We start from the raw sequence: 20482 nt of genomic DNA, 5'->3' as shown, positions 1-20482 counted from the left end.
GTTGCGCAATTCTCAGAGCCAGACCATACGGCTTGAAATGCACCCTTGCCGTGACATCGTAGACGCCGGGCCGCGTCGGTCTGAACTCGAGATCCTCGATCTCGGCTATGCCGATGCGCCGGAGCATGTGCCGCGTCTTCTCAAACCCCGATAAAGTTGCCTGTACTTTAGAGACGCAGGGATTGGTGATCGAAAACTCGATCTCCTCGGGAAGCTTCGGCGTGATGAAGATGCGAAGCAGATGTTCAGACGAACTGAGGGCTTGATTGTCTCTCAGCTGCTCCAAGGCGCGCAACGCATTCACCAACGGCTCCATCAGCGCAAAAATGAAGGAATATACCGCGTCCGACCCTCTCCTGAACGGAGGTATTTCTAGCAGAAACTTGTCGAATTGGCCATGGTCATCCTGGTCGGAGCCATTGTACGCCCTGCGGTCCCATTGCACGCTGGTGCTGGCGCAGATCACTTCGAATTTTTGCGGTTCACGATCCATATCGAGTGATGCACAGAGGGAGGCCACGACGCGATAGATGGTGTCTATATAGGCCCCGCAGATGCGACGCTCGTCCATCGTGTCGCCGGACGTCCATCGTCCAAGTCCATCTGGATCGAGCCAATCATTGAACTTCTCATACTCTTCCCGATCCAGCGCGCCGGCGAGGCGGCCGAAATGTCCCAGGCCAGAGACGAGGGAAAACAAGCCCATACAGCGATTGGCTTCGTAGAGCCGTCCCCGTATCTCGTCGTGCCGATCGTCGGCAACAAGGCGGTCGTAGTTGCGAATGAGGTTGCGCAACTTGGCCAGAGCGGTCGGCCAATTCGTCAGGTCTACGATGTTTTTGAGCGTATGGCCGATGCCCTCGTCCGCGCCGCGCTGCGACTCCTTCTGTTGCTGGACCTCATTCTCGGCTTCGCGGGCAGCGCTTTGAATCGCATCGCGAACTTCCTCCGATCTGATCCGCCTGAAATCAAAGACGATTGGATCCATTCCAGCCAGGATAGGCCTCTCATTCAGATAGAACGTTTCCTTGAAGGCCGATATCGGCCACTTGGTTCGCTCCGACGACAAGTACCACTGGTATGGGGACAGGGCAGCCATTCGGCTCATCAGCGAATTGAGCGCGTCAGCGTCAAAGCGCCCGGTGAATGACGCCTTCGTGTGTTCGGCTATCAAGCGCAAATACTCGCCCCGCGCCACATGGGCAATCGTGTCGAACAAGGTCGGCACGACCGCGCGGCACAAATAATAGGCCAATTCTCCGTAGTCCTCCTCTCGTCCGGAAAATACGACGAGTGCGACCAACCAGGGCGATCCGCCGAAGTGCAGGGGAACCGCCAATCCCTTGCATCCCGCGATCCACCCACTCGTCTCGCCAGGCGCTTCTTTGCCGGTCACGGTCAACTGGTCCAGATAATCCTTGAATCGCCGCATGCTTGTCGGAACGCCACGTTCGGCGTCGTCCCAGGGCCAGCGAATCCAATTGACCAGGCCTTTGCCGACAACGTCATCGAACCGCCAGACGCCGTCGGCGGATAGTTTGAGATATTGCGCACCGGCAGACTTCTTCTGGCTTGCCAAGGGATGGAGGTGCATGGAATAGGCGTCGCCTGGGGCGCGTCGATGAAAGAAGAACAGCCGTAAGCATCGATCGGTGCCGGTGACATCGTTCGGGAAGAAGCACAGGTCACTGGCAGACTGAATCTCGCTGTCGAGTCGTTCGAAGAATCTATCGAAGAAGAGTCTGCTCTCAGCCGAATCTTCAAAAGCGACGTCGCGTGGTTCTTCCATCGCTTCTTTCTTGACAAGTGCGTTGATCGCCTTGTTCATTCGATTGCCCAGTTCCACGACCCTGCCTTCCGCATATTCCTCCAGCGTATGCGCAATACGTGCCAGCAGGGATGTCGCTTCATCGAGCTGACCGTAGCACCCTGCCTCGTCCTGGCGACGTTCGCAGAGGACGCGCAGTTCGACTCCGCCGGGAAACTGGACCGCGTTTTGACCGCGGAGCATTCCCTTGCTGTTGCAGGATTCAAACGTCCGATGTTCGTCACTCGACGTCGCCTGGATTGCGAAGTGCTCCTCCAATGCGATCAGCAGAAAATCCAGGCTTCTGATGAAGAAGACCTGGTCGGATCGCTCGGTCAGGAAGTTGCTGTAGATGGCGTTGGCGACGCGCATGACATGTTTTGGGGCCATCTTGGCGCGCTGGACTCTTCCAACTCCTGTCGAACTATCAAGCGCCGGATCCTTGTTTTCCATCGGAGCAGCCCTCAGCGATTCCCTTGTTCATGGCTGGAAGTCTATTGCAACAAAATGCCGGCGACTGACCGGCAATGAACCGGCATGAAATCAATAACTTGGCGAAGGCGTCCCATTCATGATGCCGCAGTCGGGCCGCTGCAACCTTTGATAATGACCGACGCAGACGATGCTCCTGCCGACCTGAACAGCTGTGAGCGGAAGGCTCGGTCGGCTCGCTTCGCCTGACTTCACCGTTTGTCTTTGGCGGCTTGCAAGCAAGTCAATTGAGCAGACCGACTTCAGTCAGACCGTGGCAGGACAAGCGCGGTGCGCAGATTAGACTGTCCGCATTGATGACTGGAAGACAAGCAAAGCGGGGAGTCGAAGATGACCAATGCAAACCTCGTGCGTGCCGGCGCCGATGATCGACGCTTTCCGGGATTGAGCACCTGTCAATTGTCCGCGGTCGAGCGCCAGCAGCTGGCCGAGGGTCTCCGGCACTATCAGACATTCACCGATGACCGGTTTCCGGGTGACGTCGCCTGCCAGAGGCTGCTGGCCCGGATTGCCGCCGACAGACTGTTGCCGCAGGCCGCGCCGGGGCTCGGCCGCGTGATCGAGAGAGCGCGAACCGATCAGGTCGACTGCATCTATGTGACCGATTTGCCGACCGAGAAGTCGATTGCCGGGCTTCTCGCATTGACGCTGGGCAGCGCGCTCGGCTGGGTTTTCAACTATGCTTCACGGACCGGCGACGAACTTGTCATGGAGGTCTGCTCCGATCGAAGCGGCGTCGCGATTGATCGCGCGAAACTCGACTGGCACACCGAAGGCGGTTTCGTCTCGCGCGACCGTCGGGCCGAATGGATCTGTCTGTTCGGTCTCGACAACAGTCCTGGGACCTCAATGGCCTACGCACCGATCGCGGCGGTGGAGCAGACTCTCAGCGCGCGCTCGAGGGCCTGGCTTCACGGCAGGTCTGCGTGTTTTCACATGCCGAGGGATGCCGCACCATCCGCGAACGATGCCCGCGCCGTGCTGTCACGATCGCCGCTCGGCCAAATCGAGATCGTCTGGCCCAGCTACGCCGTTCACCCAGCCACGCCAGGCGATGCGATCGGCGTCGGCGCTTTGAGTGAGCTGTCGGCGGAGATCAATCGACAGTATTTTCGTGTATCTCTCGATCCGGGCTGTCTGCTGGCCTTCAACAATTGTCGGGGCGTGCACATGCATTCTCCGGCTGACACCGACGGCTATCATCGGTTCTACAAGAGCTATGCGCGGCATTCTCTGCGCGCATTGCAGCAGGCGACCGGACAGACGGGGCCGATATTTTCGCTGGCAGGCGCCTCGGCAGGCACGGAGTTCGCTGGCCGCCCGCGCCCGTCGCAGGGTGCGGGTGAGCCGCAACAGCCGGCGGTCGCTTGATGACATGACGTTGCACTGCATGATCTCCGGAAAGGCATCGGAGTACGAACAACAGCGCGGAAGGCAACCTGGATGAGATAGAGGATGCACCGATGAGCCTCCATCCGCATGAGCACGAAACGGCGCTTTACGCCATATACCTGACGCTCGCCGGGCAATATCATCCGGACATGTCCGGCGAGCCGCGAGAGGTCGCGGAGATCCGTCTGCGAAGGATCGAGGATGCCTATGAGGTGCTGCGCGACGCGCTGCGCAGCGTCGCACCCGAGGCCACCCCGCCGAGCAGGCATGGCCATCCGTCCCTGCGCCAAAGCCAAGCCGCGCTTTCGGAGCGGCGCCGAAAAGGAATATTCGATTCGGTGATCTTCGTCGTCGTTCTCGCAACCTTGGCGGCGGCGCTTTGCTATTGCATCATGGATTTCATCAACGGATAGCGACGGCACCGTGGCAGCTCTTGAACCCGATCGACCATCCGATCCCTATGCCGTAGCCGTCCGCCGCAAGCCACGGGCCTGATCTCGCAGGGCGGCCACAAGACGGGGATGGGCGCCCAGTGCACATCTGGCTCGACGGGGCACCAGAGCCTCGAAGTGGCAAGACGAGTGCTGGCGAAATCGGAAAGTTCGAGGAACGTGTTTTTTGAAATTGCTGCACGTCATTCACGCCGCGCGACTGCAGGCTCCCGCCTTCCCACCAGATTCCCCCACCTGCGCGGTTCTCGTAAGGTACTCGCCGTACTTGCGGACCGAGATTCCCTCGATGCCTTCCATCGCGGCGAGTTGAGAGGACAGGTTGCCGATCGATGCATCGTCGATCAGGAATTCCGATCTCGACAACCCGCCGCGGTCGAGAATGCCGATCGGAATGCCGCCGTTGCCGTGCGCGAAGTGCTCGCCGAAAAAGGTGAGAACGGGCTGGTGCTCTGCCTCCCAGGCGGTGAACTCCTCAAACGCCGCATTGCCCAACGTGCCAAAGCCGCCGTTCGCCACGTGGGTCTGAGAGTGAGGTGTCCCCGGATAGACCACATGCAGCTGCGGACTGACCACGATACGGCGACCGTAGTCGGCAGCAATCCGGCCAAGCCGGCTCAATTCCAAGAGCGTCGCTGTCCGCTGTGATTCGTCCTCGCCGGGAATGCCGAGCTGGAGATTGATTTCCAGACCAATACCCGCACTCAGAATCTGGGGCGCGACCTCGACACTCAGGCATTCCAGGTATTTCTCCGGTCGCTGGGTCTTGCCCAGGAACTGCAATTGCGCCGGGACCAGTGCCTCGACCCCGAGGAACACCTTGTCGCAATTGGCCTTGGCCATCGCTGCAAGCACGTCGCTGCGCCGCATCGATTCGACACGCGTCTGGCAATCCCAGTTGAAATCCATCTCCTTCTGCAATTGCGCGATCGCGGCGCAGAGCTCGAGCGTGCGTTTGGGCCGGTGGGCAAAAAAATTGTCCTCGATGGCAATTCGCTTGTATCCTCTCTGACCGACCAGATGACGCAGGTCCTCAATGACGGCGGGTACGCTCTTGGTCCTGATGGCGGAATTTCGGACCACGCAGAAATCACACTTCAGCGGGCAGCCGCGCGCGGACACATAGGTGACATGATCGAATTTTCCGGGCGGCGACGAAAGTTCACCGGGAAAGGTCGGAAATGGATCGAGCAGGTCGAGAATGGCGGGGTCCAGCGCCGGCGCATCTTCCGTTTTCACGATCCTGCCGCCATCGCGGAAACTCAGACTGGGCACCCGCTCCGGCTCGCCATGATGCCGAAGCAGGCTTGACAGCGCGATCTCGCCTTCGCCTCGGACGACGAAGTCAACAAAACGGTGCCGATCGAGGATGATTTCATCCTGAGCTGTCGCGTGCGGTCCGCCAAAAACGGTGATCACCCCGGACGAACATTGCTTGAACGCTTGCGCGGTCGACAGCATGCTTTGATAGCCCGCCGTCGTACCCGTGATCCCGGCGAATACCGTGCCGGACAAGCCTTGCAGGGCCGCCTGAACACATTTCGAGGTGTCCCCGGGCGCGACTTCCGCGAGATCCAGAAGCCTGACACTCGTATCCTCGTTGTGCAGCTTGATATAGTTTCCAAGTGCAATGAGTCCAGATGAAAATCCTTCCAGCAAGCCGAGTTGCGGCGGCATGACTAACAGTAGAGTATTCTTCATCGATCGCCCCCGATCGCCAAATCCAAACGCAAAATTTTTTGGATCGATGTCTTAAGGTGGCCTCAGCGTTCCTGCTGCGGCGATTGAACTGGCATCGCGCGAGGGCAACCAAGGACTTGTTGTCGGCGGTTCGAGGCGCGCGTAGCAGTGGCGCCCGTGCGAGCCCCGATGCGGGCTCGCGGCCTGCATGGGCTGCCAACGTGTCGGCTGGGGAGCTGCTGCTTCGGGTAACGGCAAGCTAACCCACATGTGCCGGGGCCTCGCCGATCACGGTCAGGACAAGGCACCTGCTACACCGATTCGTCGCTCTCAAGAAGGGCGCACCCCAACGGCGTGGCGAGCCACCAGAAGCGACGATCGTTTTCATTTTGGCTTGAAGGGTGAGAGTTAGACGGAGCGTTTTGAGCAGCCGAAGTAAATAAACCTACGGAAGCGCTTCGGCAAGAGCGATGCGTGTTGATTGTATTCTGCGGGATTGCCGACTGACACGGCCTGACAGAGCCAGCGAGTGAGGACACAACTCCGAAGGTTATTCCCACAGATGGGCTTAGCGCAACGGGTGGCCCGTGGTCGCCAGCCTGCTCGGAGCGTCAGCTGCCGATCCCGGGCGCCTGGTCGCGGGAGTTCGCGAACTTTGATACGTTCGAGCGACCTGTTCGAATGTCCGCTGGCCGGGTGCACGGACCTCGGTACCTGCGGCGCGCAAGCGACAACGATTCCTGATCAGACAGCTCTTTCAACCAAGAGCTGAGGCAGATTTCAGGATCCGGTTCAACAATGTCAGTGCGGTCGCCAGGTCGTTCCCCTTCATCGAGCTCAGAAGATGCGCAAGGACAATCAGCCGCGCGATCGATCCAAGAAACCTGAAGGCCATTTCAAGCGCCTTGTTCGAAATCCGGAAATTGACTTGCCTGTTGCTGAACTGCACCGCATTGTGTTCGTCTCGGTCATCCCGTGACGGCGGGCCATCTCGTCCTCTGACTCCCTTGGTCATCGCTGCACCTCCCGCCACAGACTAGACAGCGGCTCCTGGGCGGCCCGGCGCAGCCTGACACGCCCCTCCGCAAAAGCTCCGGAGAAACCCCGCCGGCGGCTTTTCGCCAAGCCTGCAATCGCTCTGCGTTGGCTGCCACTGCTGCCTTCGCGTTCGCCGATGCGGTCGGCCGCGTTCCGGGGTCCATGTGTGGGGAGCAATTCGGCCGGCGCGGTGCCGACGTGCGACCGCGTTCACGCCGCGCCCAGATCTGCGCGATCATGAAGCGATCGGCAGTTGGCGGGAAACAGCGAACATGGTGGGATGGGTCGAGCCCTTGCGACACCCGTCAATCCGCCCGCGCGGCGATGGCGACGCCGCCGCGCGATCATCTCGCGGCGATCGATGTGATGGAATTGGTTCGATCGCCTAATCGGTCACGATCTTGGCTACGCAGAGCAGCACGACGGATGCGAGGAAAAACAGGTCGATATAGGATTTGATCTCGCCGTCATGGCGCAGCAGGCTCACCTGCCCCACGATCGGCTTGCGCGCGGCGGCGGCGGTCGCATTGACGACCGAGGCCATTAGCCGGCGCGCCTCGATTTCGAGCAGCTCGATCCGACTGAAGAAGTAGAACGTGCGCAAGGCCGAGACGGACCGCATCGCGGTGTAGGACAGCACCACCATCGCGAACACGGCGCGATGCGAATACTGATCGATGTAGTTCAGACTGAGATAAACCATCGACAGGAACACGAAGTTCGACATGAAGCGGTAAATGAAGCTGAAGATTCTCATTCTGGCCCTCCCCCGGGGCGGATGACGCATGCGTCACGATGGCAAGGAATTACAAGGCCCGTTCACGATTTCCGCATGGCGAGGAAAGCCAGTCGCGGCCGACTGCCGAAGATCGCCGCGCGCCGCGCGCAATGTCGTCAGCAGCTCGATGTCCCAGCTCGATCTCCTGGCCGGCGTTCGCTTCGCATCATCTTGTCCCGCCTGCGATCTCGCCGTTGTCGGATCGACCGCTCCCTGTCTTAGGTCAGGCCCCTGACCCTGCCGTAAACATTGGGCGCCGTACAAATACGGGACGCAGTCACAGCGCCATGCGAGGCGGCCGGCGCGCTGCCGATCGCGGCGGCGAAAATCTCCCGTCCGTTTTCAGCGTTGCTATCGAAGCGCGCCGAACGTCAGGTACATGCGCGGCTGCTGTCTTCCGAGCCTGGCAAAACCCGGACCTGACGGTAACCGAAGGCTGCCGGCCCGCATGTTGCGGCGATATTCCACGGCAATCCACAAGGCGTAGCGGCTTCACGACCGCGCCGATTGGCGGAATCATGGGGCATGCCCAGCCTCAGCCGCCGCCGCGATCCCGATGCGCCCCAGGAGACCTGGCACGTCGCCTATGGCGACGTCCGGGTCGGTACGATCGCGATCCGCTCGGGCAATCCGGCCGACACCGATCCGTGGGGCTGGAGCTGCGGCTTTTACCCGGGATCCCACCCGCGTGAGCACAGCTCGGGAACCGCACCAGGCTTCGCTCAGGCGCGCGCCGCTTTCGAGGCGGCCTGGCAGGTGTTCTTTGCCAATCGCACCGAGGCCGACTTCGACGCATACCGCAAGGACCGCGCCGATACGGCGTGGAAATACGCGATGTGGGATTGCGGATGCAAGCTGCCGACGCAATGCGCGAACGGTCAGTCCAGATGTTTCTGCGGCGCGGCGATCGACATCAACGGCACCAGCCGGCATATCCATGCCGCCCACATGGAAGCCGGGTGACGTGCGTCGAAGACAGTTTTCTCTGACGCGTCCTGGCCAGGTCCGTCCATCCCTCGAGCTCGCTGCCATGCGGCTACGGTTCGGACTACGTTCCGGCGATGATGACGCGGGAGCCGGTTACGTGGTTACACGACGGGGGTCTTCAACCCCGTCGTGTAACGTAACCAACCCCGCACCTCATCCTCGAACGTATTGTTGGGAAACCATCCACCGCTCGCGGTCTAGCGGATGTATTCAAAAATAGGCTGAGCATAGCGACACAGCAATCAAGACCCTCGGTGTCATGCCGAGCCGCCGCACGGCATCCTCGGCTCCTCAAAACGAGAAGCAAGGCCATGTCTGATTCGATAGATGAACATGCGTCGGATGTCCGGTACGAGACGATGATCGCCCGGTATCGCGCCGGACTGGAGCGGCTGAACTACGTTCAGGAGACAATCAACGTTTATCTACGCTCGATCCCGGTTCGGCAGTGAGGAATCCGCTGTTGACGGCGCGTTATACTCATTCCGCGGTTTGAGTATAACTCAGGCTGGACAGCCTGCCCGTAACGATCTGGTCGCGCGCCCGCTTCAGCACCGGCCGCCAGGGCACGAGCGCGAAATCATGCGATCGCTCGATAGGAGCATGCCGTTCGCTAGGCTGCCTGGACCGTCGACAGGAACTTCTCGACTTCGGTCTTCAGGCTCGAGCTGACCTGCGAGACCATCTTCGCCGATGACAGCACCCGACCCGACGCCGAGCCCGTTTCACTGGCACCGCGACTGACGTCGTTCATGCCGGACGCCACGCGGGAGGATTGATCGGCGGCCGCCTGAACGTTGCGGGCGATTTCGCTGGTCGCCTCGAGGGAATCCGCCGAAGATGTCAAGGTGCCGATCAGGCCGCCCATGGCCGAATTGAATCCCCTGGTGATGGCATCGACGCGCTGCGCGCGAGCAAGCTTGTTGCTGTCTTCCATCCTGGCCGCATCGTCGGCGGCGCGCTTGGCCACGCGAGCCTCCTTGAAGACCTGAAGCGTCTTGGCCATCTCGCCGATTTCGTCGTGCCGTCCGGCGCCGGGAATGGCGACCGACAGGTCTCCAGATGAGAGCCTGCTCATCGCCGGCGTCGTGCTGTTGATCGAACCGGCGACCTGCCTCCTGACGTAAATCATCGCTCCGAAGGCCGTAGCCGCCATCAACAGGAATTTGGACATCGCCCGAGCGAACATTCGCGCGAGTCTGCCTACAGGCGGCGGAAATAGCCGGCGGCCGGGAAATCGCGAAATCCCGTATTTCAACGGGCAAAAACCCCCGTAATTTCAACAGGTAAGCCATGATCTTAAGGCGCCGCTAACCATAACCGCGACAACTCTCGCCTCATCTGCTTACGCGTCATGGGGGCTTCGATGCGAGTGCCGCGCAATGTTTTCGTCAAGTCGAAGGGCAGGAGCAGGACGTCGGCAGGCCCGGCGGCGCGGACAACGCCGCTCGCAGTGAAGTGCTGCTCCGCCGCTTCGATATTGATCCTCTCCTTCGCCGCCGGCCCGAAGACCTCGGCAGCCGCCGATCTGCCGCTGAAGGCGCCGCCGGCACAAGCGAGCTCGGCGTATGACTGGAGCGGCGCCTATATCGGCGGACATCTCGGCTATGTCTCGGGCAATTCGAACTGGAACGATGGTCCCGGCGTTGCGGGCTCGCTCGATCTGACGCAGCCGATCGACGTGTTTACCGAGGGCGGAAGCTTCTTTGCCGGCCTGCAGGCGGGTTACGACAAGATGCTGGCGAACCGCTTCGTCATCGGCGCCGTCGCGGACGTGTCGTTCCCGGCCTGGCCAAACATCGCCGGCGTCTCCGTCGGCGGCACGTCCAGCCTGGTCTCGCCGGCCGGTCCGGACAGCTATAGCGACGCCGTGCTGTCCTTCGGCACCGTCAGGGGACGGGTCGGTTATGCGCCGGGAAACTGGCTGGTTTATGCAACCGGCGGACTGGCCTGGAGCTATGACCAGCTCTCCCTCGCCAGCGCCAGCGAAACCCCGCAACGGATGCGGCTCGGATGGGCGGCTGGCGCCGGCGTCGAAGTACCTGTCGCCGATCACTGGACGGCGAACCTCGAATATCTCTACACCCAGTACGGCCAGACCAACGTCCTGTTCGCGAGTGTGGGCCAGCAGTTCACCTCGACATCCACCATGCAGGAGCTGCGCGCGGGTTTGAACTATCATTTCGGCGACAGCAGAATGCCGATTGCGGGCACGGCTGCATTGCCGTCATGGGCGGACTCGATCAGCCTGCACGGACAGGCGACGTTCGTCTGGCAGGGTCACCCGCCGATCAACTCACCTTACCAGGGACAGAACAGTCTGCTTGCGACCAGCGAGGGCGACGAGACCGCCGACGTCACGCTGTTTGCCGGTGCCAAGCTCTGGCGGGGCGCCGAGTTCTGGTTCAATCCGGAAATCGACCAGGGTTTCGGTTTCGCCAATACGCACGGCGCGGCGGGTTTTCCGAGCGGCGAGTCCTACAAGCTGGGCGCGGGCTATCCTTACGCGCGGGTCCAGCGCGCGTTCGTGCGCCAGACCATCGACCTCGGCGGCGAGACCGAAAAGGTCGATGAGGACATCAACCAGTTTGCCGGCTCGCACACCACCGACCGCCTGGTGCTGACGGTCGGACGTTTTGGCGTCAACGACATCTTCGACACCAACAAATACGCCAACAACCCGAAGACCGATTTTCTCAACTGGACGCTGATCAATACCGGCACGTTCGACTATGCCGGCGACGCCTGGGGCATGACCTATGGTGCCGCGGCCGAATGGTACGTCGGTCACTGGACCGTCCGTGCCGGCGTATTCGATCTGTCCGCCACGCCGGCCGGCGGCAACAGCCCGACGTCCTATGGCCTGGATCCCACCTTCAGCCAGTTAGAGGCGGTCGCGGAGCTCGAGCGCCGCTACGAATTGTGGGGCCAGCCGGGCACCATCAAGGTGACCGGCTTTCTCAACCGCGGCGAGGCTGGGCAATATTCCGACGCCACGGCGCTCGCCCAGGCGACCGGCCAGGCCGCCGACATCACTGCGGTCCGCGGCATGACCAACCGGCCCGGCGTCAGCGCCAACCTGGCGCAGCAGATCACCGACAGTCTCGGCGTATTCGCCCGCGTCGGCTGGGCAGACGGCAATGTCGAGCCATGGGACTTCACCGATGTCGACAGCACGGCGGCGGTGGGTTCGGCGATTTCGGGCAAGTTGTGGGGCAGGCCGGACGACACGATCGGCATTGCCGGCATCGTCAACGACATCTCCGCCGTCCATACCGCGTTCCTCAACGCGGGCGGCATCGGCATTCTCGTCGGCGACGGGCAATTGCCAAACCCCAGGCCGGAGCAGATTCTCGAGACCTATTACAGCTACGCCACATCGGCCGCGAGCCGCCTCAGCTTCGACTACCAGTTCATCGCAAATCCGGCCTATAATGGTGACCGCGGACCGGTCAATGTGGTTTCCGTCCGGCTGCACGGGCAGTTCTAGGCACTCCCAGGTCGGCAACGAAAGCCACCTCGCCGCTTTCGGCGGTCGGCATGACGTTGCAGCCCTGCTGCGACGGTCGATCGGCGGCGTCTGACATGCCGATATTGCGGACGATCCGACTGCCCTGCTGCATCATGGTCAGCCTCCTTGAAGCCTCGGCTTGGCGGCAAGGATTGCGACAAGGCTGCCGACGTTAAACTTAATCAGCAAGCTTAATCAGCGGCTTTCCTTGCGGCGCACCACCGCTGCGCTATCGTCATCCCACTGGTCACTGAAATTGGAGGTGATCTATGCGAGAAAAAACAACCAGGGACTTTGCCCAACGAGAGGCGGGACGGACTTTTCAGCGCGTCGGTAAGCGGAAGGCAACAACGGAATACGAAGAAGCACAGGAAGCCATCCGGAAAAATTACGAACGGTTGAAGGCCGAGCGCTTGGCTAGGGAAGCCGCGAAGTCGAAATAGAAGTAGCGGCAAAATGACAAAACCTTCGAGACCGACCAAGACTGAGCTGCACGCCATGCTGGCCGAGGCGGTCCGCAATACGCAGCCCCAGCCTGTTCGCGACGAGCAACCCGAGCCCGTCCGCGACGCGCGACCCGCGCCGAAACGCAAGACGAAACCCCGCAACACCCGGCCTGCGCCGAAACACAAGGCCAAGAACAAAACAGTTCGGCGCTAGCTGCAGCACAGGCAAAAGCCGCCAAGGTCACCCTCGACGGCTCTCACCGTTGCGTTGCGTTTGCATGGAGGTATGGCCGTAGCCAAAGCCGGGCCCTGCCGTGGGTGCCGCCCTGAAGATAAGGCGTCCAATGTGTCGGGACAACGATCCCCGATGCCCCTCTATGTCTGACTGCCGCTGACGTCGATCAAGCCAGCGCCGCTGTCCTAACCACGTAAATGCATGGGGGCCCGAACCTGCTGTCTGGCGCGCCCTTCCGCACGAAAACCCGCAATTTTCGATGGTGTGCAGACGGCCCCAGACGCGGCAAGGCGCGTTTCCCGGAGCGGGCCGGTCATTAAAGACAAGGTCGGGAGGGCCCTGAGAAAGCCCTCCCTCGTCTTGTCGATCGTTTCTTGTCGATCGTTGCTTGCCGATCGTTTCGCGCGGGAGTTGATCCCCACCCCTCCCCGCGCCGATCAGTTCTTGGTCCACTCTGTTTGACGCCACATGTCGCACAACCCCGGCGAGAAACCCGAAGAAACCCGGGGGTGGTCTATCCTTGCCCCAGTCCGGTCGCGGCGCCAACCATATCGTTAATTTAACCTTAACGACGCAAAGCCCCGGCCAATGGCGGCCGGCGACGGCCGCGGCATGGACGCTGCACAACCGATCCTGCACAACGTGTTCGGGGAATGCGTGTGCGTGAAAGCGGGACAAAGCTGTCCCGCGGACCGGCATGTGGGATGAGTATGCGTCATGAAACACCCGTCAAATCGCGAGTTTTTCGCCTATTGGGACGCCAGGCGCGGCGATGCCCGCGCCCCTGACCGCAGCGAGATCGAGCCCGGCGCGGTGCGCGAGCTGCTCGGCGACATTTTCGTGCTCTCGTATGACGTGTGTGCGGGCTATCCCTTCCGCGTCGCCGGCACCAGGGTCTGCGCCCTGTTCGGCTCCGACATGAAGGACAGGAGCTTTGCCGCGCTGTTCGCGCCGGAAAGCCGCGGCGAAATCCGCGACATCATCACCGTCGTCGCCGAGGAAACATTGCCCGCAATCGCCGGCCTCACCGCGACATCGCAGCACGGCGGGCCCGCCCATCTCGAACTGCTGCTGCTGCCGTTTCAGATTCGCGCGCACACGCCGATCAGCATGACCGGACTGCTTGCGCCGTTCGAAGGCAATCTGGGCCTGCTGCGCGATCTCAAGCTGACGTCGTGGCGCTATCTGCACCGGCCGGAGCGGATCATTCCGCGCGCCCTGCGCAAGCTCGCGATCGCGCGCGGCCTGATGGTCTATGAGGGCTTGCGGTAGGGCGCGGCTCGAGCGTCGATATCGCCGCCGGCATTTTGACGCCGATCAAAGACGGTCGCGGCGCGTTGGCGCTACCGCTTCGACATGCTGGATACGCCTCAAGCCCGCTACTCGCCATCGGCTCTCAGGGAGCTGTTGCGCCACGCGCCCGAGATCCTGCTGATGCCGGTGCCGCTGGCATTGCTGCAGCCGATGTTCTCCCGGATCGCCGCGCATGTGGCGCAGTCCCGTCCGGAACTGTTCGCCCGTCTCGGGCCGCATGCCGGCAAGCGGTTCCTGATCGACCCGATCGACCTGCCCTTCGTGCTGGTGCTGACGCCGCGAGAGGATGCCCCGGCGCTCGCCGCGCATCGCCGCCATGCGCGTCCGGCGCATGACGCCGGCATCGCCGGCCGTTTCTTCGACCTGCTCGACATGATCGACGGCTCGCTCGACGGCGACGCGCTGTTCTTCTCCCGCAAGCTCTGCGTCACCGGCGACACCGAGGCGGTGGTGGCGCTGCGCAACGCGCTGGACGATTTCGAAGGCAGCGCGCTCGATAGCGTGGTCGGCAGTTTCGGCGCCCTGGCGCCGCCGGCTGCGCTCGGCTTGTCACTGCTGCGGAAAATGCGCGGGAAAACCCTCTGATGATGGATATGATGACGGATGCTCGCCGCCCCGAGCTGGTCTGCCCGGCCGGAACGCCCGCCGCCCTGCGCACCGCGGTCGATGCCGGCGCCGACGCGGTCTATTGCGGCCTGCAGAACGCGACCAACGCGCGCAACTTTCCGGGCCTGAACTTCACGCCGGCCGAGCTCGAGCCATCGCTGGCCTATGCGCGCGCACGGAACGCAAAACTGCTGCTCGCGGTCAACACGTTTCCGCCGGCCGGCCGGTTCGAGATGTGGCGCACGGCGATCGACCTGGCCGCGGACCTCGGTGTCGACGCCGTCATCGTCGCCGACATGGGCGTCGCCGATTACGCCGCGCGCACCCATCCGGAGCTGCGGCTGCATCTGTCGGTGCAGGCCGGCGCCTCTTCGCCCGAAGCCATCCGGTTCTATTGCGAGGCCTTCGGCATCAAGCGCGTGGTGCTGCCGCGCATGCTCACCGTCGCCGAAATTGCCGGACTGCACAGCGAGATTCCATGCGAGATCGAAGCCTTCGTGTTCGGCAATATCGGCATGATGGCGGAAGGCCGTTGCAGCCTGACCAGCTACGTGACGGGGTCGTCGACCAACATGGACGGCATCTGCTCGCCCGCCGCCTGCGTGCACTATGAGGAAGACGCCGAGCACAATCTGACCACCCGGCTCGGCGACTACGTGATCGACCGTTTTGCGCGCGACGAGAACGCCGGATACACCACGATCTGCAAGGGGCGCTATCTGTGCGCGGCGCAGAGCGACGGTTACTATGCGTTCGAGGAGCCGGTCAGCCTCAATCTGTCGGCGCTGTTGCCCGACCTGATGCGCGCCGGCGTCACGGCGCTGAAGATCGAAGGCCGCCAGCGCAGCCGCGCCTATGTGAAATCGGTGGTATCCGCCTTCCGCGCGGCGGTCGACGACATCGCCGCCGGCCGCGAAGCCGCCTTCAAGAGCCTGCTGGCGCTGACCGAAGGCCGCCGGGAAACCGAGGGCGCCTTCCCCAGCAAGCGATGGAGGTAGCCGTGCAGCGGCAGATACAGGAACAGGCACAGGCGCGGGCAAGCGAACTGACGCTGGGACCGGTCCTGTTCAACTGGGAGCCGGAGCGCTGGCGCGATTTCTATTTCGGGATCGCCGACGAAGCGCCGGTCACGACGGTCTATCTCGGCGAGGCGATCTGTTTCAAGCGCGCTCCCTTGTTCAGGGATCATGTCGATGCCGTCGCCGAGCGGCTGGCTGCGGCCGGCAAGACCGTGGTGCGTTCGACATTGTCCGAGGTGATGTCGGCACAGGAGCGGTCTCTGGTTGCCGAGGTCTGCGCGGAGCCGGCGGTGATGGTGGAGGCCAATGACGGATCCGCGCTGTTGCATTTGCGCGGCCGGCCGCATCACGTCGGTCCGTTCATCAATGTCTATAATGAACGCACGATGGCGGTGTTGGCGCGCGGCGGCGCCTGCGCGATCTGCCTGCCGCCGGAAATGCCGGCCGAGGCCATCGCCGCGCTCTGCATCGAGGCGGCGACGCTCGGCGTCACCATCGAGACCCAGGTCTTCGGCCGGCTCTCGCTGGCCCTCTCCGCCCGCTGCTACCACGCCCGCGCCCATGACCGGAACAAGGACTCCTGCCAGTTCATCTGCAAGCAGGACCCGGACGGACTGACGCTGCGCACGCTCGAGGACCAGCCGTTCCTGGTGATCAATGGCATCCAGACCATGTCGTATGACTACCTCAACCTGATCGGCGAGCTTGCCGACCTGCAAAGGATCGGCGTCCGCCGCTTCCGGCTGTCGCCGCACAGCTGCGACATGGTGGCGGTGGCGGCGACCTTTCGCGACGTGCTCGACGAGCGCATCGACGCGGGCGAAGCCACGCAACGGCTTGACGCGCTCGGCATCGCGGCGCCGTTTTCCAACGGCTTCTATCACGGCAAGGCCGGTCACCTCTGGAATTGAGGTAGGGCGGGTTGGAGCGAAGCGTAAACTCGGAGCAAATCTGGCCTGCGCTATCTCCGATTGCATCTGTCGATTGTCGCAATGAAGAATCTCAGGCGAGCCATGACCCGTCCGGCGACTTGCGGGAACTCGCCTCGACGCTGCGGGGTTGATGAATTCCAAGATGTTCTGAGAGGCACCATCTCAGACAACCGACGTGACGTAGCTCTGTCGATATCTCCCTCGGGCCATAAGCAGCAATCTCGTCAGTTGGCGTTCGCGCGGCTGTCAAGGAGAGACTATCTTGGCGGTTCCGATGACCGTGCCGTCAGTCCCGAGCCATACGAGCCACCACATGGGTGCGAACGGCGCCGAATACCCGAGTTCTCTTCTGCAATTCGCAGGTTTGCTAACCTCCGGCAGTCGACCATGGCCACAATCGCCATCCCACGACGGCGAACCCATGATCCGCACCATCTCCAGTGAGGACATCCCGGGTGCTACCGCTCGGAAGTTGCTATCCAATTGGTCGTCCCGAATGATGCTCAAGGAGCCTCCGATTATCGGAAGTCCGACGATCAGCACGGGTACAACGAATTTGTACCACTTCATCGACAAGTCCTGAGGCAGCGGTCAAACGCCGACGGCCGCGTATGACCGATCAACACTTTTTAGCCTCGTGTTTTGTTAAAGTGAGCAGCCGTCGCGGTCGCCTTCGGGTCACGGGCTGAACGTCTCAGGTCGAGCAAATCTGATCGGTACAACCTCGGACAGCCGATTTACCGTGACCCTGACGATTTTCTTCCTCGGGCCAAAAGGCGACATCACGGGCTTGGCGTAATATAACGGAGGCCGCGGTCTCAAGGGCTGGAGCCGATCTGATGCATACTGGTAAAGCGTATTGGTTTCAGAACTTATGGAAGAGCCTTCGTAGTCAAGTCCAAACATTCGGTCGGAATTTGATAAGAACCATGGCCACACTACCCTTCGAGATATGGGAGGATCGCGAGGGCGGCTCCTGTGAGATGTCTCCGGTTAGCCGGCAACACGACGAGATACGTAAATCACTCAATCCAACGCGGTTCTTCTTCAAACGTTTAGAGCGAGCACGGACTTTGAAGCGCCTCGGACCTATCACGAATTGATGGGTTGGGCTCCTTGGAAACCAGAACCCAACTGGCTCGAAAGTCCCTTCACCGACGACCAGACCCGTGAGCAGGAGGCATATTTGCTGGTGAGAGATAGGAAGGACGGACGGGAAAAGCCATAACCTTCATCCAGCATTTGGTCGCTTGTAGGGTTCTGCAACGGTCAATTACAGACTTCAACGTTTGGAAGGTGGCTCGGCTATTTCAGGGCGTATCGTTGTCGGCGGGATGCTCGTTGGGCACATACAGGTTTAGCTCCAACTCAATGCGCAACTGGCTCATCTTCTGCAGGAGCAGCTAGTCCAGCGTACCACCGGTATCCTCGTCCAAGAACCACCCGACAAAGAAAGAGAGACGACCGCCCGTCGACCACACCTCTTCCAGAATTTCCCGATGCTGCTCCAATCGCATCAAGGCGGCTTCGATCTTCTTCGGCAGCGTTTCTCGCGAGGTCTCACCGAGGTCGGCTGAGCAATATGAGCTGTCACGGAAACCGCCCAAGTTCCGACCATTCGGGCTCTGCCGCTCATCGCCCTTTTTCCACACGTGACGGGGCACGAGGCCAAGTGCGGCGCAAACCTGACGCAAGTCTCGCGTCGGGTGATGCAGGTGGAGCGTGACCTTTGTCGCTTGCGGTGCCATTTTTCCTTTTTTGATTGCAATCTCACAGCGACGGGAAAATGTCTCAATGCTCCCCGCCAAGCAAGGCGAAAGTCCGCAACGGGTCAAGGCGACGGTGACCGGTAGGCCGATCGCACAGCGGGTCTACCTCCAGTTACGGGTATACCTCGTGCGTTCCGGCGCTTGCGCTTCGCGCCATAGCTCGTAGGGTGCGTGACTAACCCACCCCACGGCGACGCGCCTATCGCGTCAGGCTTGCGATGTCGCTCGTTGACGGTTGCACGCAAGATTTGCGGCGACTACCCATCAGTTACATCACACCGCGGGACACGATCCATAGATACGTCGCGCTGTCTCCAAGCGCATCGATGGCGCGGTGGCGGCCGATGTCGTCGATCTCACCGCGCGTCACGCCGATGTCCATCAGCTCCCTGTCACTCAGGTCGTGCAAGGTGGCTCGTACGCTCTGGCGTCGGCGCCATTCCCCAAACGCGCGCCAATATCGCTTGAGCAAACTCAAGACGCTCCGCTTCGATGCGGCCGCTGGTCCGGCGGCATCCTGTTCCGACAAAGCGTCGTCCAGCGCTGCAATGGACGCATCGGGGCGCGCCGCCCAAGTATCGTCCATGGCCTCTTTCGCCGATGCGATGGAGAGGTCGAGGCCGAGCACTGCGGCACCCCGCTCGGGCCCGGATGTGAGGTTCGTCTGTTGAGTTGGCATCGGATGCTCCTGCTGTCGCGCCGGCAGGGAGCGTGGCCAAACAAAAGGCCCCGTCCGATGCCGGCGGGGCCTGGTGAAAAGATGGCGTCGTCGAATTCCTAGCGCGCGACTCCTTCCACGGCCCAGCCGAAGCGGGTCATGTGTTTGCAGTTGACGAGGCGCACTGATCTGTTCATGGGGTGCCGATACCACAGCAATCGCGCAAAATCAAGAGATGTGCGGCGGTCGATTGCATCCGGGAGGCGAGCACCTCGGCATCGCGAATTCTGGGCGGTTCGTAGGGCGCGTTGGAGGCGAAGCCGTAACCCGCTTCGTCATCCGCGAAGGACACGGTCACGACTTGCGGACACGATTGGCAAATTCGCGGCCGAGGCGCATCACCTGTCGCATGGCGCGATGGCGGGTTACGCTTCGCTCCAACCCGCCCTACAACCTCTGGCCCGCGCCCCGCAGGTGCTGCGCCAGGCTCGCCACGAAGCGGTCGGCATCCGCCTCGTCATTATAGACGTGGGGCGAGATGCGCATGCGGCCGAGACGGGGCGCGACGTAAACGCCTTCCGCGGCAAGTCCCTCGACGAGTCCGGCCGGCATCCCTGCCCCGAAACCAGGGTTCTTGAATTCAAGGCTCAGTATATGCGGCGCCCGCAGGCGGCGCTCCGGCACGCTGACGCCGAGGTCCCTCACCTGCTCCGCGATGCGGTCGGTCAGCATGGCCAGCCGCTGCACGATATTGGCCGCGCCCCACTCGGCCATCATGTCCATGCCGATCGTGGCCATCTCCATCGCGATGAAATGGTCGCGCTCGCCCATGTCGAAGCGTCGCGCGTCCGGGACGTAGCTTAAGTCTGCGAAATAGACCGCGTTCTCGGCGTGGACATTGCGGCGGCCGAACGCGGTCTGCTCCAGCGGAATGCCGTCCTGGTGCCGTTTCGCGACATAGACAAAGGCCCTGCCATAGGGGCCGAGCAGCCACTTGTAGGTCGGGAAGATCACGAAATCCGGGTCGAGCTGCCCGACATCGAGCGGCAGCACGCCGGTGCCGTGGGTCGCGTCGACCAGAAGGGCGGCGCCGTGCCGCCTCAGCGCGGCGGCCACGGTCTCCATATCGATGAGCCCGCCGTCCGACCAGTGCACCGACGAGATCGATGCGAGAGCGAGCGGCGGCGCGCCCGGCCGCTCGATGGCGGCGAGAACCGCCGAGGTCCAGTCGCCGTCGTCGGGCCGGCCGACCGTCTCGACGACAAGATCCTGCGCTTTGGCTCGCGAATGCCATTCCAGCACCGGCGAGGAATGGTCGTTGTCCAGCACGATGACGCGCGCGCCGCGCGCGATCGTCACAAGCTTGGCC

General features: G+C 62.0%; 19 protein-coding genes. 11 read left to right on the top strand and 8 right to left on the bottom strand.

Translation table 11 applies throughout. The annotated features are described in order from the left end of the window. Positions 1 to 2260, bottom strand: a 2260-nt coding sequence (locus tag WCB02_RS20390) for a hypothetical protein (protein ID WP_423960842.1), incomplete at its 3' end; no start/stop codon positions are given. A 369-nt stretch (positions 2261 to 2629) separates the two neighbouring features. Between WCB02_RS20390 and WCB02_RS20385 the strand changes: the two genes are divergently transcribed. Continuing rightward, positions 2630 to 3670 (top strand): hypothetical protein, encoded by a 1041-nt coding sequence (locus WCB02_RS20385; RefSeq protein ID WP_423960841.1) that lies wholly within the window; start codon positions 2630 to 2632, stop codon positions 3668 to 3670. A 92-nt stretch (positions 3671 to 3762) separates the two neighbouring features. After that, positions 3763 to 4104 (top strand): J domain-containing protein, encoded by a 342-nt coding sequence (locus WCB02_RS20380; RefSeq protein ID WP_423960839.1) that lies wholly within the window; start codon positions 3763 to 3765, stop codon positions 4102 to 4104. Between the two features lie 225 nt (positions 4105 to 4329). Here WCB02_RS20380 and WCB02_RS20375 read toward each other — a convergent pair whose 3' ends face one another. After that, a complete protein-coding gene (locus tag WCB02_RS20375; protein WP_423960838.1) occupies positions 4330 to 5841 on the bottom strand; it encodes a B12-binding domain-containing radical SAM protein in 1512 nt (503 codons plus the stop codon). A gap of 823 nt (positions 5842 to 6664) precedes the next feature. On the opposite strand from WCB02_RS20375, the gene WCB02_RS20370 reads away from it, so the two are divergent. Continuing rightward, the gene (locus tag WCB02_RS20370) at positions 6665 to 6799 is read left to right on the top strand and encodes a hypothetical protein (protein WP_423960836.1); all 135 of its coding nucleotides are present in this window, start codon (positions 6665 to 6667) and stop codon (positions 6797 to 6799) included. Positions 6800 to 7243: 444 nt separating this feature from the next. Here the strand turns inward: WCB02_RS20370 and WCB02_RS20365 are convergent, their stop codons facing one another. Then, positions 7244 to 7615: a hypothetical protein gene (locus WCB02_RS20365; RefSeq protein ID WP_423960834.1), complete on the bottom strand. Its 372-nt coding sequence runs from the start codon at positions 7613 to 7615 to the stop codon at positions 7244 to 7246. Positions 7616 to 8161: 546 nt separating this feature from the next. Here WCB02_RS20365 and WCB02_RS20360 point away from each other — a divergent pair. Next, the gene (locus WCB02_RS20360; protein ID WP_423960832.1) at positions 8162 to 8599 is read left to right on the top strand and encodes a hypothetical protein; all 438 of its coding nucleotides are present in this window, start codon (positions 8162 to 8164) and stop codon (positions 8597 to 8599) included. A gap of 335 nt (positions 8600 to 8934) precedes the next feature. Continuing rightward, positions 8935 to 9075, top strand: a complete 141-nt coding sequence (locus tag WCB02_RS20355) for a hypothetical protein (RefSeq protein ID WP_423960830.1) — start codon at positions 8935 to 8937, stop codon at positions 9073 to 9075. Between the two features lie 161 nt (positions 9076 to 9236). On the opposite strand, the gene WCB02_RS20350 is transcribed toward WCB02_RS20355, so the two are convergent. Then, the gene (locus tag WCB02_RS20350) at positions 9237 to 9797 is read right to left on the bottom strand and encodes a HAMP domain-containing protein (RefSeq protein WP_423960828.1); all 561 of its coding nucleotides are present in this window, start codon (positions 9795 to 9797) and stop codon (positions 9237 to 9239) included. 192 nt (positions 9798 to 9989) lie between these two features. On the opposite strand from WCB02_RS20350, the gene WCB02_RS20345 reads away from it, so the two are divergent. The 6 genes from WCB02_RS20345 to ubiV all read left to right on the top strand — a co-directional run bounded on the left by WCB02_RS20345 (position 9990) and on the right by ubiV (position 16665). Next, a complete protein-coding gene (locus tag WCB02_RS20345; protein ID WP_423960826.1) occupies positions 9990 to 12113 on the top strand; it encodes a carbohydrate porin in 2124 nt (707 codons plus the stop codon). Positions 12114 to 12632: 519 nt separating this feature from the next. Further along, positions 12633 to 12794 (top strand): hypothetical protein, encoded by a 162-nt coding sequence (locus WCB02_RS20340; RefSeq protein WP_423960825.1) that lies wholly within the window; start codon positions 12633 to 12635, stop codon positions 12792 to 12794. Positions 12795 to 13532: 738 nt separating this feature from the next. Further along, a complete protein-coding gene (locus tag WCB02_RS20335) occupies positions 13533 to 14087 on the top strand; it encodes a PAS domain-containing protein (protein WP_423960824.1) in 555 nt (184 codons plus the stop codon). An 84-nt stretch (positions 14088 to 14171) separates the two neighbouring features. Next, positions 14172 to 14714, top strand: a complete 543-nt coding sequence (gene ubiT / locus WCB02_RS20330; RefSeq protein WP_423960822.1) for a ubiquinone anaerobic biosynthesis accessory factor UbiT — start codon at positions 14172 to 14174, stop codon at positions 14712 to 14714. 11 nt (positions 14715 to 14725) lie between these two features. Next, positions 14726 to 15733: a ubiquinone anaerobic biosynthesis protein UbiU gene (gene ubiU, locus WCB02_RS20325; protein WP_423960820.1), complete on the top strand. Its 1008-nt coding sequence runs from the start codon at positions 14726 to 14728 to the stop codon at positions 15731 to 15733. Between the two features lie 2 nt (positions 15734 to 15735). Then, on the top strand, positions 15736 to 16665 hold the full coding sequence (ubiV, locus tag WCB02_RS20320) for a ubiquinone anaerobic biosynthesis protein UbiV (protein ID WP_423960818.1): 930 nt from the start codon (positions 15736 to 15738) through the stop codon (positions 16663 to 16665). Positions 16666 to 18089: 1424 nt separating this feature from the next. Here the strand turns inward: ubiV and WCB02_RS20315 are convergent. The 4 genes from WCB02_RS20315 to WCB02_RS20300 form a co-directional block, all read right to left on the bottom strand. Then, the gene (locus tag WCB02_RS20315; protein WP_423960817.1) at positions 18090 to 18434 is read right to left on the bottom strand and encodes a hypothetical protein; all 345 of its coding nucleotides are present in this window, start codon (positions 18432 to 18434) and stop codon (positions 18090 to 18092) included. A 289-nt stretch (positions 18435 to 18723) separates the two neighbouring features. Next, positions 18724 to 19083 carry a DUF1127 domain-containing protein gene (locus WCB02_RS20310; protein ID WP_423960815.1) on the bottom strand — a complete coding sequence of 120 codons (360 nt, stop codon included), beginning with the start codon at positions 19081 to 19083 and terminating at the stop codon, positions 18724 to 18726. Positions 19084 to 19306: 223 nt separating this feature from the next. Next, on the bottom strand, positions 19307 to 19471 hold the full coding sequence (locus WCB02_RS20305; RefSeq protein ID WP_423960814.1) for a hypothetical protein: 165 nt from the start codon (positions 19469 to 19471) through the stop codon (positions 19307 to 19309). Positions 19472 to 19560: 89 nt separating this feature from the next. Continuing rightward, positions 19561 to 20482, bottom strand: a 922-nt coding sequence (locus WCB02_RS20300) for an aminotransferase class V-fold PLP-dependent enzyme (RefSeq protein WP_423960813.1), incomplete at its 5' end; no start/stop codon positions are given.

Origin of the sequence: Bradyrhizobium sp. (genome assembly GCF_049581145.1) — a bacterium.
In the GTDB taxonomy this organism is placed as follows: Bacteria; Pseudomonadota; Alphaproteobacteria; order Rhizobiales; family Xanthobacteraceae; genus Bradyrhizobium.
Note: the sequence above shows the minus strand (reverse complement) of the source record. Positions and strands in the feature narration are given on the sequence as shown.